The organism is uncultured Selenomonas sp., from assembly GCF_963528755.1.
GTDB lineage: Bacteria > Bacillota > Negativicutes > Selenomonadales > Selenomonadaceae > Selenomonas.
The window spans coordinates 208,090-223,226 of sequence record NZ_CAURXA010000005.1; the positions used below are offsets into that span (position 1 = coordinate 208,090).

10 protein-coding genes are annotated in these 15,137 nt (G+C 59.0%); 8 read left to right on the forward strand and 2 right to left on the reverse strand.

The genetic code is table 11. The features are described from left to right. Positions 1-9 precede the first annotated feature (9 nt). Positions 10-4,092 carry a DNA-directed RNA polymerase subunit beta' gene (rpoC, locus tag RWS31_RS07745; protein ID WP_314597286.1) on the forward strand — a complete coding sequence of 1,361 codons (4,083 nt, stop codon included), beginning with the start codon at positions 10-12 and terminating at the stop codon, positions 4,090-4,092. Positions 4,093-4,165: 73 nt separating this feature from the next. Here rpoC and RWS31_RS07750 read toward each other — a convergent pair whose 3' ends face one another. Further along, positions 4,166-5,404, reverse strand: coding sequence for an aspartate aminotransferase family protein (locus RWS31_RS07750; protein WP_314597353.1), 1,239 nt, complete (start codon positions 5,402-5,404; stop codon positions 4,166-4,168). Positions 5,405-5,516: 112 nt separating this feature from the next. Further along, a complete protein-coding gene (locus RWS31_RS07755) occupies positions 5,517-7,466 on the reverse strand; it encodes a U32 family peptidase (protein ID WP_314597288.1) in 1,950 nt (649 codons plus the stop codon). Between the two features lie 257 nt (positions 7,467-7,723). Between RWS31_RS07755 and pheS the strand changes: the two genes are divergently transcribed. From pheS to RWS31_RS07790, 7 genes are all read left to right on the forward strand, one after another. Continuing rightward, complete coding sequence (pheS, locus tag RWS31_RS07760; protein WP_314597290.1) at positions 7,724-8,752, forward strand: phenylalanine--tRNA ligase subunit alpha; 1,029 nt, start codon at positions 7,724-7,726, stop codon at positions 8,750-8,752. Between the two features lie 17 nt (positions 8,753-8,769). Beyond that, positions 8,770-11,202: a phenylalanine--tRNA ligase subunit beta gene (gene pheT / locus RWS31_RS07765; protein WP_314597292.1), complete on the forward strand. Its 2,433-nt coding sequence runs from the start codon at positions 8,770-8,772 to the stop codon at positions 11,200-11,202. Positions 11,203-11,221: 19 nt separating this feature from the next. Next, entirely contained in the window at positions 11,222-11,470 is a 249-nt protein-coding gene (locus RWS31_RS07770; protein WP_314597294.1) for a cell division protein ZapA, read from the forward strand. Between the two features lie 179 nt (positions 11,471-11,649). After that, complete coding sequence (gene cobI, locus RWS31_RS07775) at positions 11,650-12,351, forward strand: precorrin-2 C(20)-methyltransferase (RefSeq protein ID WP_314597296.1); 702 nt, start codon at positions 11,650-11,652, stop codon at positions 12,349-12,351. A gap of 14 nt (positions 12,352-12,365) precedes the next feature. Then, positions 12,366-13,322, forward strand: a complete 957-nt coding sequence (locus RWS31_RS07780; protein ID WP_314597298.1) for an ABC transporter substrate-binding protein — start codon at positions 12,366-12,368, stop codon at positions 13,320-13,322. Beyond that, complete coding sequence (locus RWS31_RS07785; RefSeq protein ID WP_314597300.1) at positions 13,319-14,329, forward strand: iron ABC transporter permease; 1,011 nt, start codon at positions 13,319-13,321, stop codon at positions 14,327-14,329. Before RWS31_RS07780 ends, RWS31_RS07785 begins: the two co-directional genes overlap by 4 nt. Then, complete coding sequence (locus RWS31_RS07790; RefSeq protein WP_314597302.1) at positions 14,329-15,111, forward strand: ABC transporter ATP-binding protein; 783 nt, start codon at positions 14,329-14,331, stop codon at positions 15,109-15,111. The genes RWS31_RS07785 and RWS31_RS07790 overlap by 1 nt, the downstream gene beginning before the upstream one ends. Positions 15,112-15,137 lie beyond the last annotated feature (26 nt).

Below are 15,137 nucleotides of genomic sequence, written 5' to 3' on the forward strand. Positions count from 1 at the left end.
GAACCCTCGTTGTTGGATGTAAACGAATTTGACTCGATGCGCATCGGTCTGGCATCGCCGGACAAGATCCGCGAGTGGTCCTATGGTGAGGTCAAGAAGCCGGAGACAATCAACTACCGCACGCTGAAACCTGAGCGCGACGGGCTCTTCTGCGAGCGCATCTTCGGACCGACGCACGATTGGGAATGCCACTGCGGCAAGTACAAGAGGATTCGCTTCAAGGGCGTCGTCTGCGACCGCTGCGGCGTCGAGGTGACGCGCGCCAAGGTGCGCCGCGAGCGCATGGGGCACATTGAGCTTGCTGCTCCCGTTTCCCATATCTGGTATTTCAAGGGAATACCGAGCCGCATGGGACTCATCTTGGACATTTCCCCGCGCGCGTTGGAAAAGGTTCTCTACTTCGCTTCCTACATCGTCCTTGATCCAGGCGATACGCCGCTCATCAAGAAGCAGCTCTTGACGGAGAGCGAGTACCGCGACAATCGAGCAAAATATGGAGAATCCTTCCGCGTCGGTATGGGTGCTGAGGCCGTGAAGGAACTTCTCGTGGAACTCGATCTCGACAAGATGAACGAGGAGCTTCGCAAAGATTTGCGCGAGGTCAGCGGACAGCGTAAGATTCGCGCGATTCGCCGCTTGGAGGTCGTCGAGGCGTTCCGCAAATCGGGCAATCAGCCATCGTGGATGATCCTCGATGCTGTTCCCGTCATCCCGCCTGAGCTTCGCCCCATGGTGCAGCTTGACGGCGGACGCTTTGCGACGAGCGATCTGAACGACCTCTACCGCCGCGTCATCAACCGCAACAACCGATTGAAACGTCTCCTCGATCTCGGTGCACCGGACATCATCGTCCGCAACGAGAAGCGCATGCTGCAGGAGGCCGTCGACGCCCTGATTGACAACGGCCGCCGCGGCCGCCCTGTCACGGGACCGGGAAATCGCCCGCTGAAGTCGCTTTCCGACATGCTCAAGGGCAAGCAGGGACGCTTCCGTCAGAACCTTCTCGGCAAGCGCGTCGACTACTCGGGACGCTCCGTTATCGTCGTCGGCCCTGAGCTCAAGCTTCACCAGTGCGGTCTGCCAAAGGAGATGGCGCTCGAACTCTTCAAACCTTTCGTCATGAAGAGGCTCGTGAGTTCCGCTCTCGCACAGAACATCAAGAGCGCCAAGCACATGGTTGAGCGCGCACGTCCAGAGGTCTGGGACATGCTCGAAGAGGTCATCAAGGAGCATCCGGTCCTCCTGAACCGCGCCCCGACGCTGCATCGTCTCGGTATCCAAGCGTTTGAGCCTGTGCTGACGGAAGGCCGTGCACTGAAGCTCCATCCGCTCGCCTGCACGGCGTATAATGCGGACTTCGACGGCGACCAGATGGCGATTCATCTACCACTGTCGGCAGAGGCGCAGGCAGAGGCGCGCATCCTCATGCTCGCTGCGAATCACATCCTTGCGCCGAAGGACGGCAGACCGATCATCGTGCCGACACAAGACATGGTGCTCGGCTCCTACTATCTGACGATCCTGCGTCCCGGCGCCCTAGGCGAGGGCAAGATCGTCACGGGCATCGAGGAAGCTCTTCTGATGTACCAGCATCAGGAGCTTGCGCTGCAGGCGGAGATCCAGGCGCGCATCGAGGGATACGGCCTTGTCAAGACTTCGCTCGGGCGCATGATCTTTAACGAGATTCTGCCGCAGGAGCTTCGCTATTACCACAAGGATGAAGAGACGGGACAGTGGTGCCTCGGTATCCGCATGGACAAGAAGCAGCTCGGCAAGCTCGTAGCAAACTGCTTTGACCACTTCGGAGCTGCACGCACGGCCGTCGTCATTGACGACGTCAAGAACCTCGGATATCACTACGCGTGTCTTGCGGGCATGACGGTTGCGATTTCCGACATCATCGTGCCCGAGAAGAAGCAGGACATTCTCGCGGCGACGAAGAAGCAGGTCAACGGCATCGAGCGTCAGTTCAGCCGCGGTCTCATTACGGATGAGGAGCGCTACAACAAGGTCATCGCGCTTTGGACGCAGGCGACAGATGATGTGACGGACGCCATGATGGACAACATGGACGCCTTCAACCCCATCTTCATGATGGCGGATTCGGGCGCACGCGGCAACAAGCAGCAGATGCGCCAGCTCGCTGGTATGCGTGGTCTTATGGCCGACCCGTCGGGCAAGATCATCGACCTGCCGATCACGGCGAACTTCCGCGAAGGTCTTACGGTTTCCGATTACTTCATCTCCTCGCACGGCGCAAGAAAAGGTCTTGCCGATACGGCGCTTCGCACGGCGGACTCGGGCTACCTTACGCGCCGCCTCGTCGATGTCGCACAGGATGTCATCGTGCGCGAGGACGACTGCGACGTGGAGAGCATCAACTTGCTGCGTGAGCGAGCGAGGTTGGCGGAGTCGGCGGCGGATGCCATCGAGATCCTTGACGAGCAGCTTGTCGGCCGCCTGACGGCAGCGGATATCATGAGTCCTGCGACGGATGAACTGCTGCTGCCGAAGGACACGGTGCTGACGGAAGGCGATTTGGAACTTCTTGCCGAGGAAGATGTGCATGAGATCGTCCTGCGCGGCTCTTCCCTGACCTCGGAAGCCATCATCAGCAGCACGATGGTCTCGGAGAAGATCGCTCTTGGTGAGCCGGATGAGGCGCGCCGTGCGGAGATCAAACACGCTATGGTTCACGAAATGCTCGGCAAGGAAACGCGCTATGCCGTCGTGGACAGCGAAGGCACGGAGATCGTTCCTGCCGCCGTCGATTTGACGGAAGCGCAGATCGAGGCCATCCTTGCGAGCGACGCTAAGGAGCTCAAGGTGCGCAACAACAACGTGCGCGGCATCGAGGTCGAAGCCATCAAGGAGGGCAACGGCATCATTGAGTCGTTGGAGGATCGCATCACAGGCCGCGTGCTGGCAGAGGACATCTTCAATCCCGAGACGGGTGAGAAGGTCGCTTCGCTCAACGATGCGATCGACGAGGCGCTTGCCAAGAAGATCGCGGCGGTGCGCGAGCGTGTGTCCATCCGCAGCGTCCTGACGTGCAAATCGCAGTTTGGCGTCTGCGTCAAATGCTACGGACGCGATCTCGCGAACCAGACGGAGGTCGAGGTCGGCGAGGCTGTCGGCACGATTGCCGCGCAGTCGATTGGCGAGCCAGGCACGCAGCTCACGATGCGCACGTTCCATACGGGCGGCGTTGCGGGTGAGGACATCACGCAGGGTCTGCCGCGCGTTGAAGAACTGTTCGAAGCGAGAAAGCCCAAGCACCATGCGATCATCGCTGAGATCGAAGGAACGGTCGAGATCACGGATACGGGCAAGGGCATGAGAAAGCTCCTGATCGTTCCTGAATCGGGCGAATCGCGCGAGTATGCGATTCCCTACGGCGCACGCCTCGCCCTGCATGACGGCGACCATCTCATGCCGGGTGACCGCCTGACGGAGGGATCGATCAATCCGCACGACATCCTGCGCGTCTGCGGTCTGCGCGACACGCAGCGCTACCTTGTCTATGAGGTGCAGAAGGTCTACAAGTCGCAGGGCGTTGAGATCAACGACAAGCACATCGAGGTCATGGTACGCCAGATGTTGCACAAGGTGAAGATCGAGGAGGCGGGAACGACGAGCTTCTTGCCCGGCGAATACGTCGACATCAATTCCTTTGAAGCGGCGAATGCCATCGCCATCGAGGCCGACGGCGAGCCTGCCGTCGCGAAGCCGATTCTCCTCGGTATCACGAAGGCGTCGCTCGCGACGGATTCCTTCCTGTCGGCAGCCTCCTTCCAGGAAACGACGCGTGTTCTCACGGACGCTGCCATCAAGGGCAAGGTCGATCCTCTGATCGGTCTGAAGGAAAATGTCATCATCGGCAAGCTGATTCCTGCAGGAACGGGCATGGGACGCTATCGTAACATCGCGGTCGTTGATCCGAATCCGCCCGTTCCCGAGCCGCCCGAAGGCGACGGCGAGGAAATGGAGGCTGAGTCCGAGGAGACGTTGACGGAAGAGCCGACGCTCAATGCGGAAGAAGCTGTCGAAGAGAAGGAAGACAAAGCGACAGAAGAAAATATCGGCGCTTGAGAGCGATTTTCCTGTAAAAAAATCCCGCGAGTTTTGGCACTCGCGGGATTTTTTATGTGGAAAACTGCTGTTTTTACAGCTTGAACTTCACCAACACTTGCTCAAGGGCGTCGAGCACGTCGTTGATATTCTCGTCCGTGATGATGAGCGGCGGCTGGAACGCCATGACGTTTCTGGCGACGCCGTTCTTGCCGACGATGAAGCCGCGATCTTTAAGTTCTTCGAGCACCATGTCCAGCTCTTCGGGGGCGGGACTCTTGTCGCTGTGGACGAATTCTGCGCCCGTCATGAGGCCGAGGCCGCGGATGTCGCCGATGATCGGGTGGCGTTTCTGGATCTCGGCGAGTCCCTTGCGCAATTGTTTGCCGCGCGCCTCAGCATTTTCGGCGAGGCGATGCTCCTCGATGTAGTTGAGGACAGCGAGTCCGGCCGTGCTTGAAACGGGGTTGCCGCCCAAGGTCGAGGCGCCGGGCTTCGTGTAGCTATCGGCAACCTTGGCGCTCGCGATGAAGGCGGAGATGGGCTGCCCGTTGCCGAGCGCCTTGGCGACGCACATGATGTCGGGCACGACGCCCGAGTGCTCGATGGCGAACATCCTGCCCGTGCGAGCAAATCCCGTCTGTACCTCGTCCGCGATGAAGAGACCGCCGTAGGCTGAGATGATTTCTTTGACGCGCTGGAAGTAGCCTTCAGGTGGCACGATGATACCGGCGTTGCCCTGAATGCTCTCGGCGATGAAGGCGGCGGGCCTGCCGCTCGTCGCCGTCCGAATGATCGTCTCGACCTCATCGGCGCAGGCAAGGCCGCATTCGGGATGGGTCTTGCCGAGCGGACAGCGGTAGCAGTAAGGATTCGGTGCAAACTGTATGCCGCCTACAGGGTTCGGATCGGTGCGCCACATGCCGATGCCCGTAAGGCTCATCGTGAGCTTTGTGCGCCCGTGCAGACCATTTCGGAGTGCGATGAACTCGCTGCTTCCCGTGTGAATGGTCGCGAGCAGCGCTGCGCCCTCCGTCGCTTCTGTGCCCGTCGAGCAAAAGAAGCTCTTCTGCAGGTCGCCGGGCGTGACCTCGGCGAGTTTTTCGGCGAGGTTCACGAAGTTCTCCGTCAAGTAGATGTTGCAGACATGCTGCAATGTTTCGACCTGTTTTGTGACCTTTTCCGTAATCTCGGGATTACAGTGGCCGCAGTTGATGACGGAAACACCCGCGAAACAGTCGAGATACTTTCTGCCCTCGCTGTCGAAAAGGTACTGCATGGAGCCGCGCACGATTTGGCGCGGCTCACGGTAGAAGTGGCCGAGACAGGGCATGATGTACTTCTTCTTCTTTTCGAGGATGGCTTCAGCGCCGATGTATTCTTTCAAATAATGACCTCCTTAGGGGAGCGTGGATGAAATGAGTGTTGGATTCATCCGCGCTTTTTTAGATCGAATCCTTCGACTCGCGGAAACGGTAGATGCCGAGACCGAAAGCGCGCGGACTCTTCGCGGCGAGTGCGGCGAGCGCGGATTCATCGAAGGCCTTTTCCCCGCGTGAGAGCGCATCGAGCGCCTCGCGGTACGTTTTCGTGACGAGAGCGATAAGCGCAGGCGCGTAGTCCTGCGCCTCAATGCGGTAGGAGGCGATGCCGTTGAACTTCTCAAGGTACGGATAAAGACACAGATCCTTCGCGAAGTAGAGGTGGTTGCGCCCGAACTGGTCGATGCGGATGGAATGAACCTCGCCCGCCCTGTCGCGCAGTGCATAGCGGCGATCGAGAAATTCGGGATTCTTCAGCGGGTCGTAGTTGCCCAAGGACATCTCGGGCAGATTGTGATCGAGGATCATGGATTCGTAAGAGCCGTGCACGACCGTTTCGATGGGAAGCTCCGAGGCTTCGACGAGACATCTAAGCTGCTCGAAGGAAAGTTCGAAGGAGGATGCCGCCATGGCAAGACCGTTTTCCTTGAGGAATTTTGCGGCGAGATGGTTGAAAAGGTTGAACGAGAGATCAGCCTGTACGGGCAGGTTTGTGATCGTCTGGGCGAGACGCAGGGAGCCGAGGTTGCTGACGAGAACGCCTGCGGGCTGTAGGCGTTCAAGCGCCGCGAAGAATTGCTCAAGCTCGCCGCACTCGCGGCGCATCGTCGTGCGCGGCGTATTGACGAAGACCTTTGCGCCCGATTCATTCGCCGTTTCGATGACGGATTCGATGTCCGTGAGCCGCCACGGCTTCTGGGGGCGGAATGCCTCGCCGCCGACGTAGACGGCATCGGCGCCGCTCTCGATGGCGGCGCGTGCGCCTTCGATGTCGCCGACGCGTACCGAGAGGCGGTGATGGGGCGCATTCTCGCGTGCGATGGGGCGCTCCGCCTTCAGAATGTCGTCCTGGAAGCCCGGCTCCTTCACGGCCTCGCTGAAGAAGCGAGGTTCGCGCGTGCCGTCAAAGCCGATGTCGCGTGCCGTCGTCGGACCTAAGGCGAACGTCGTCGTGAAGTCGCGCGCACGGTTGTCGAAGAGGTCATGCCAGCCCGCCTCGTCGACCTGGTAGCCGAAAGGATCGGCAATGTAGCTGTCGATCGCCTTGCGGTAGGTGCGCACGATGCGGCGGATGAACTCCGCCGGGCGCATGCGTCCCTCGATCTTGAAGGAGTGAACGCCTGCCTGAATGAGCTCGGGGATGTTGCGATACATGCACATGTCCTTCAAGGCGAGCTTGTACGGGCCTTCGCTCTCGGCGTCCAAGACCTCGCCCGTTTCTTCGTCGATCAGTTCATACGCCCAGCGGCAGGGCTTCAGACAGCGGCCACGATTGCCGCTCTGACCGAAGAGCACGCCTGAATGGATGCACTGGCCGCTCTCGGACATGCACATGTCGCCGTGCATGAAGTATTCGACTTCGAGCCCCGTACGTTCCTTGAAGAGGCTCAGTTCAGAGAGCGTCATCTCGCGCCCGACGACGATGCGCGTGATGCCGTATTCCTTGAGTTTTTCAATCGCTGCCTCGTTGTGCGTGTTCATCATGACCGAGGTGTGCAGCGGGATGTCGATGCCCAGTTCCTTTTTCAGATCAAGTACGGCGAAGTCTTGCACGAGGATCGCGTCGGGGCGGATCTCCTGCAGGTAGAGCAGATATTCGCGCAGGGCGGGAAGTTCTTCCTCGCTAATGAGATTGTTCAATGTGATATAGAGCTTGACGCCGTGCTCGTGCGTAAAGTCGACGGCTTTTTTCAGCATTTCGTTGTCGAAATTCGTATCGCCGTGGTGCATGCGCATGTTGAAGTGCTTGCCGCCCAGATAGACGGCATCCGCGCCCGCCTCGACGGCGGCGACGAGGGCATCCCAGGTGCCAGCCGGTGCGAGAAGCTCCACGCAATTACGGGTTAATAGCATATTTTTTTCATGCTCCTTTGCTCATAATTTTTCCGTTTAGCGTATAGTATACCATATTTCTAGCCTTTCTGGCGAATTTCCGTAAAAGATTTGCCTTTTCTTCCCTTCTGTAATATACTTTTATCGGTATTGCAACAATAATGAACGGCTGGGCGCAATGCCTCGAAGTGCTTGGGGTGGCGACACGAACCTTCGCCCCTTGGCGGGGGCGGAGGTTTTTGCTTTGCCGTTTTGCAGTTTGGGAGGTCATTTCATCTATGGAAGGCAAGATAGCAAAGATTCGCGAGGACGCCGTCGCAGCCATCGAAGCGGCGGGCGTGACACTCGCAGATCTTGACGGCATCCGCGTCAAGGTGTTCGGCAAGAAGGGCGAACTGACGGCGATCCAGCGCGGCATGGGAAAGCTCGACCCTGCGGAGAGGCCGCGTCTCGGGCAGATCGTCAATGAGGCACGCGCGGCGATCGAAAGCGCGTTGGAGAAGAAGCGTGCGGCGCTTGCCGAAGAGGCGCTTGTCGCAAAGCTTGCAGGCGAGAAGATCGACGTGACGCTTCCTGGGCGGCGCGCGCCTCTGGGGCATCTGCATCCTCTGACGGTCACGATGGAGCGCATCAAGAGCATCTTCATGGCGATGGGCTACAGCGTCGAAGAGGGGCCGGAAATCGAGCGTGACCACTACAATTTCGAGGCGCTGAACCTGCCGAAGGATCATCCGGCGCGCGATATGCAGGATTCCTTCTACATCACAGAGGACATCCTCATGCGCACGCACACCTCTCCCGTGCAGGCGCGCACGATGCAGGCGCACGAGCCGAATTCGCCGATCCGCATGATCGCTCCCGGCAGGGTCTATCGCCGCGACGATTACGACGCGACGCATTCGCCGATGTTCACGCAGGTTGAGGGTCTTGTTCTCGACAAGGGCATTCGCTTCTCCGACCTCAAGGGAACGCTCGAAGACTTCCTGCGTCAGATTTTCGATGAAAAGGCTCGCGTGCGCTTTCGTCCGAGCTTCTTCCCGTTCACCGAGCCGAGCACGGAGGTTGACATCTCGTGCGTCATGTGCCACGGCGAGGGCTGCCGCGTCTGCAAGGGCACGGGCTGGCTGGAGATCCTCGGTGCGGGCATGGTGCATCCGAACGTCCTCAAGATGAGCGGCTACGATCCTGAGAAGGTCACGGGTTTCGCCTTCGGCATGGGGGTCGAGCGCATCGCCATGCTTTCCTACGGCATCGACGATCTGCGGCTCTTCTATGACAACGATGTGCGTTTCTTGCATCAGTTCTGAGGGGGAGGAAAAGTTTCATGCAGGTATCGATCGAATGGCTTCATGACTATATAGACTTCAAGGAGACGGCGGAAGAACTCGCCGACAAATACACGATGGCGGGCGTGCCCGTGGAGAATGTCGTGCGTGCGGACAGCGGACTGGACAAGGTCGTCACGGGACGCATCGAAAAGCTTGAACCGAATCCCGACTCCGACCATCTTCTCGTCTGCCAGATGAATGTCGGGCAAAAGGAACTCGTCACGATTCAGACGGGCGCGGACAACGTGCATGAAGGCGACATCGTTCCCGTCGCGCTCGTCGGCGCGCATCTGCCGAACGGTTTGAAGATTGCGAAGGGCAAACTGCGCGGCATCGTGTCGAACGGCATGCTTTGCTCCGCCGGCGAACTGAAGCTCGATGAATCGAAGCTGACAGAGGAGCAAAAGAACGGCATCTACATCCTGCCGCCCGATACACCCGTAGGGATTCCGGCGAGCAAGGTCTTGGGACTCGACGGCGTCGTCCTGGAATTCGAGCTCACGGCGAACCGCGGCGACTGCTTCAGCGTCTTGGGGCTTGTGCGCGAAGCCGCCGTGCTCACGGGAGGCGAGGCGAAGTTCCCTGAGATTCGCGTCGAAGAAGACGCCTCCGTCAAGGCTTCTGACCTCATCGAGATCGGCATAGCGGCGCCCGAGCTTTGCAGTCGCTTCTCCGCGCGCGTCCTGCAGAACGTCAAGATCGCGCCGTCGCCCGCATGGATGGCGAAGCGGCTGGAAGATGCAGGCATCCGCGCCATCAACAATGTCGTCGACGTCACGAACTTCGTCATGTTGGAACTCGGCCAGCCAATGCACGCCTACGATTGGGCGCAGATCGCGGGGAAGAAGCTCACGGCGCGGCTTGCGGCAAAAGACGAGGAGCTTCATACGCTCGACGATTCCTCGCGCCGCGCCAAGGGAACGGAACTCGTCATTGCCGATGCGGAAAAGGCTGCGGGTCTTGCCGGCGTCATGGGCGGTCTGGAATCGGAAGTCACCGACGCGACGCAGACCGTCGTCTTGGAGGCTGCCGCGTTCAACGGCGCGAGCATCCGCCGCACGAGTCGCGCCCTCGGCCTTCGTTCCGAGGCGTCGGGGCGCTTCGAGCGCGGCGTCGACGTCGCGCATACGGTGCGTGCGCTTGATCGTGCAGCGCAGCTCCTGCAGCAGATGGGCGCCTGCACGGTTGCCTCGGGCGTTGTCGACGTATATCCGACGCCCAAGGCGCCTGTGGAAGTCACTTTCACTGCGGCGGCGGTCAATGCGCGTCTCGGCACGGAGATTGAAGGTGCGGAGATGAAGCGCATCCTCGAAAAACTTGGCTTCGTCGTGCGCGAGGAGGGCAGCTCGTACATCGCAGGCGTGCCCTCGTGGCGCAGCGATGTGACCTTGATGGAGGACATCTCTGAAGAAGTCGCGCGCATCCACGGCTACGACAAGATTGCCGCGACGCGCCCGCGCGGCGAAGCCGTGCAGGGACGCCAGAGCGAGCGGCTCGCATTCATCGGCCGCATCAAGGAGATTCTCACAGGACTCGGCATGACGGAAACCGTGTCCTTCAGCTTCACGCATCCGAGCATGTTCGACAAGATGCAGGTGCCGCAGGCGAGCGCCCTGCGCCGCGCCGTGCCCATCATGAATCCGCTGACGGACGAATATCCGCTCGTGCGCACGACGCTCCTTTCAAGTCTCTTGGAAAACGCACAGCGCAACTTCTCGCGCAAGAACGAAGATCTGCGCCTCTTCGAGGTCGCGCCGATCTTCGTGCCGAAGGAATTGCCCGTGACGGAGCAGCCCGAGGAAATCATGAAGCTCGCAGGGCTTCTTGCAGGCAGGCGTCATCCGATCGGCTGGAATCAGGACAATGAAGCCGTCGACTTCTACGACGTCAAGGGCGTCGTGGAAGAACTCCTCGCACGCCTTTCCATTGCCAACTATACGGTGGAAAGCGGCGAACACTTCGCGCTGCATCCGGGGAAGACGGCATTCTTCAAGAAGGGCAGGGAGGTCATCGCCGTGCTCGGTGAGGTGCATCCCACCGTCCTGAAAGCGCTCGGCATCCACAAGAAGGCATACATCTTTGAGATGGACGTCGAGACCTTGCTCAAGTATCGCGCGAAGAACTTCCGCTATGAGCCGCTGCCGCGCTTCCCCGCGATCTCGCGCGACCTCGCACTGCTCGTCGACGAGCAGACGGATGCGGCGCGACTCGCACGCACCATCGAAAAGAGTGCGGGCAAGTTCTTCAAGGATCTGCACCTCTTCGACGTTTACACGGGCGAGCAGGTCGCCGAGGGAAAGAAGAGCATGGCATTCAGCGTCGACTTCCAGTCGGCGGACAAGACATTGAAGGACGAAGAAGCCGACGAAGCCGTAGCGAAGATCTTGGCGGCGCTCCAAAAAGAATGCGGCGCTGAGCTTCGCGCCTGAAGAGACAGCGGGTGAAACAATGGAAAAGAAGAAGGTAGTCGTGGAGATATTCGGCGAAGTGTATCCGCTCAAGAGCGATGAACCTGCCGACTATGTGCGCCAGCTTGCCAAGCTCGTGGATGACAACATGCGTGATGTCGCCAAAAAGACCCGCAGTTTCTCGGGCACGAAGATCGGTGTGCTCGCCGCCCTGCAGATTGCCGATGAATACTACAAGCTGAAGAAGGACTACGACGAATTGCTCGCTCTTTTGGAAGAGCCGAAATAAGCGAAGGATGAATGTTTGTGATGCCTCTGCAGTCTCCTAAACATGACCTTGCCATTCCTTGAAGGAATGGTATATAATGGCGAGAGGGAATTGCCCCAGAGGCGAATATGAACCGCTCGAAGCTGGTGCAGTTGTGCCCGCTCGGGCGGTTCTTTTGTGAAAGCAATAGGAGGTACGGTATGAAAGGAACATTTTTCGGCATTGGCGTGGGACCGGGTGACCCAGAGCTTTTGACGGTCAAGGCAATTCGTGCGATGGAGAAGGCGGATGTGCTCATCGCGCCTAAGACGGAGAAGAAGGACGGCAGCGTCGCGCTTTCCATCGCGCGTCCTTACTTGAAGAAGGATATCGAGATCGTCTATCAGGTCTTTCCGATGGTTGCGAATTTTGCCGAGTCCACGAAAGCCTGGGAGGAGAACAAGGCAGAGATTCTCGCACTCCTGGAGGCGGGAAAGAATGTGGCGTTCCTGACCTTGGGTGATCCGATGTTTTACAGCACTTACATCTATGTCTATCGTCTGCTTGAGCATGAGGCGGTGACGATCGAGACGATTCCGGGGATTCCGGCGTTCTGCGCCATCGGCAGCAAGCTCGGCTATCCGATCGTCGAGGGCAACGATATTCTTTCCATCATTCCGGCGACGGCTTCGCTCGAGAAGATTGCCAAGATCCTGCCTGTGACGGACAATGCTGTCCTGATGAAGGTATACAAGAACTTCCCCGAAATCGCTGATATGCTCAGCGAAAGCGGCTTGGCGAAGGATGCCGTGATGGTGAGCCGCTGCGGCCTGCCCGATGAGGAACGCATCGATGATATCGAGGCGCAGAAGGATAAGAAGGTCAATTACCTGTCGACGATTCTGACGCGACGCAATGCTTGAAGGAGGTCTTGAACATGTGCGGAAATTTTTATAGGGCATGCGCTCTTTCCCTTTTGGTCGTGATGCTTGCGCTTCTTGCCGGCTGCGGCGCGAAGGAAGCGGCGAAGACGGAGCAGGGCGCAAATTTTGCCGTAATCAAGGACGATATGGGGCGCGAGGTCGTACTTAGAAAGAAGCCCCAGCGCATCGTCGTGCTGTCGGCGTCGTTCCTTGAGCCACTTCATGCCGTGGGCGGCGATGTTGTTGGCCGGCCGGATTCCAAGACGAAGATGCCCGATTATGCCAAGGATAAGGCAAGCGTTGGCGAGGTCTACCAGATCGATGTGGAAAAGGTGCTCGCTTGTCAGCCTGATCTCGTCATCGTCAACAAGGGCATGAACGAAAAGCTCCTGTCGACGCTTGAGGCAAATGGGATTCCGTCCATCGTCATCGACATGAAAAGCTACGAGGACGTGAAGCGCGAGGTCAGGATTTTTGCGCAGGTCACAGGAGAAAAGGAGAAGGGCGAGACGCTTATCAAGGAAATGGACGAGAAGATTCAAGGCGTCCTTGCACGCGTGCCAAAGGAGAAGAAGCGTGTCGCCATCCTGCACAGCACGTCGCAGGGCTTGAGCGTGCAGCTCGACGGAAGTATCGCAGGCTCCATCGTCAAGCTGCTCGGCTGGGAGAATGTGGCGAGCGGGATGACGCCGCTGGAGAAGAATCCTGATGCTGCACCATACAGCATGGAAACTCTCGTCGAGCAGAATCCGGACATCATCTTTGTCACGAGCATGGGCAAGATGGACGAGATTAAGAAAAATATGGAAAAGACGATCGCTGAAAGTCCCGCGTGGCAGAGCATTCCTGCAATCCAGCAGGGAAAGCTCTATTACCTGCCGCAGGATCTCTTCCTTCTGAGTCCCGGACTGCACTATCCTGAAGCCTTCGAGATGATGGCGAAGCTCATCTATCCTGAGGTATTTCCATGAGCGGTGCGGAGGCTGCAGAAACAAAATTCAGCGCTTTCAGGCGGCGAATATCCATCGTGGTGATATTCGCCGCTTTGGCGTGCGTCGGCTTCGTCTTGAGCATCATGAAAGGATCTGTCGAAATTCCCGCAGCGGAAATAGGACAGGCACTCACAGAGGGCGCCGAGGGCATACACGCGCAGATCCTCATGAATATCCGTCTGCCGCGCACAATCGTGGCGGCGCTCGTCGGCGTCCATTTATCGCTTTCAGGCGCTATTTTGCAGGCGATCATGAAGAATCCCCTCGCCGACCCGCACATCATTGGCATCTCGTCGGGGGCGGGACTTGCGGGCATCTTCGTCATGCTCGTCTTCCCCGGGCACGAGGCCTTCGTGACGCCTGCCGCCTTCCTCGGCGCGATGGCGGCCGCTGTCGCCATCTACTTGCTCGCATGGAAGAATGGCATCCGCCCGATCCGCATCATCCTGGCGGGCGTTGCCGTCTCGGCTTTTCTCGGCGCGGGCATCTCCGCCCTGATGATCTTTTACAGTGACCGCGTGCACGGCGCCTTGATGTGGATGGTCGGCGGTCTGTCGGCGCGCAGCTGGCCGCAGGTCGACATGATCTTCCCGTATACGATTGTCGGTCTCGTGCTCGCCCTCGCCTTCTCGCGCAAGCTCAATATCCTGCTCCTGGGTGATGAGATTGCGCGGAGTCTCGGCCTTCGCGTCGAGGTCACGCGCCTTTTGCTCACGGCGATCGCGGCTCTTCTGGCAGCGAGCGCCGTCGCTGTCGTTGGACTCTTGGGCTTTGTCGGACTCATCGTGCCTCATGCGGCTCGGCTCCTGGTCGGCTCGGACTATCGCTTCCTTCTGCCCGCGTCAGCGCTCTTGGGGGCGGCTGTCGTGACTTTGAGCGATACGTTCGCACGCACGGCGTTTGCGCCTGTCGAACTGCCCGTCGGCATCCTCATGGCTGTCCTCGGTGCGCCGTTCTTTTTGTTTCTGTTGAGGAGGGAACTTTGATGTCTGTGACGGTTCGCCATCTTTCGGTGGCGCTCGCAGGAAAAACGATCCTGCACGATCTGAACGTCGAGTTTCCCGTCGGCAAGCGCACGGCGATCATCGGCCCGAACGGCGCGGGAAAGTCGACGCTTCTGCGCGTGCTTGCCGCCTTGAATCCCAAGTATGAGGGTGAGGTGCTGCTGGACGGTACGGACATCCATGCCATCCCTCGAAAATCGTTGGCGAAGCGCCTCGCCATCCTGCCGCAGGGACTTGCCGCTCCGCCTGATCTCACGGTGGAGGCTCTCGTCGACTATGGCCGCTACCCGTACCGCAGCTGGCGCACGATCAGCCGCTCGAAGGAGGATCGCGAGGCTGTCGCACAGGCGCTGGCCGAGACGCGGCTGGAAGCGATGCGCACCCGTCAGGTCATGTCGCTTTCGGGCGGCGAACGTCAGCGCGCCTGGATCGCCATGGCGCTGGCTCGCCAGCCCGAATACCTGCTGCTCGATGAGCCGACGACATACCTCGACATTGCGCATCAGCTTGAAGTCATGGAAATCATCAAGCGGCTCAATCGAGAGCATGCGATGACCGTCATCATGGTGCTGCATGACATCAACCATGCTTTGCAGTATGCGGACGAGATCGCCGTCATCAAGGATCGGCAGATTTTCAGCACGGGAACGCCGCACGATGTGCTGAACGTCGCGATGCTCGCTGAGGTCTTCGGCGTGCGCGCCGACATCTTTACGAACAGTCAAGGAGCGCAGGTGCTGTCGCCTGTTTCGCTCGTGCGGTAAATGTCGTGTCAGGATTTTAATGACGA

What these genes read in the sequence shown, in the direction of transcription:
- RWS31_RS07750 (WP_314597353.1), bottom strand. Translation starts at nt 5,404, where the DNA reads ATGCCCTGTCTCGGCCACTTCTACCGTGAGCCGCGCCAAATCGTGCGC.
- RWS31_RS07755 (WP_314597288.1), bottom strand. Translation starts at nt 7,466, where the DNA reads ATGCTATTAACCCGTAATTGCGTGGAGCTTCTCGCACCGGCTGGCACC.
- pheS (WP_314597290.1), top strand. Translation starts at nt 7,724, where the DNA reads ATGGAAGGCAAGATAGCAAAGATTCGCGAGGACGCCGTCGCAGCCATC.
- pheT (WP_314597292.1), top strand. Translation starts at nt 8,770, where the DNA reads ATGCAGGTATCGATCGAATGGCTTCATGACTATATAGACTTCAAGGAG.
- RWS31_RS07770 (WP_314597294.1), top strand. Translation starts at nt 11,222, where the DNA reads ATGGAAAAGAAGAAGGTAGTCGTGGAGATATTCGGCGAAGTGTATCCG.
- cobI (WP_314597296.1), top strand. Translation starts at nt 11,650, where the DNA reads ATGAAAGGAACATTTTTCGGCATTGGCGTGGGACCGGGTGACCCAGAG.
- RWS31_RS07780 (WP_314597298.1), top strand. Translation starts at nt 12,366, where the DNA reads ATGTGCGGAAATTTTTATAGGGCATGCGCTCTTTCCCTTTTGGTCGTG.
- RWS31_RS07785 (WP_314597300.1), top strand. Translation starts at nt 13,319, where the DNA reads ATGAGCGGTGCGGAGGCTGCAGAAACAAAATTCAGCGCTTTCAGGCGG.
- RWS31_RS07790 (WP_314597302.1), top strand. Translation starts at nt 14,329, where the DNA reads ATGTCTGTGACGGTTCGCCATCTTTCGGTGGCGCTCGCAGGAAAAACG.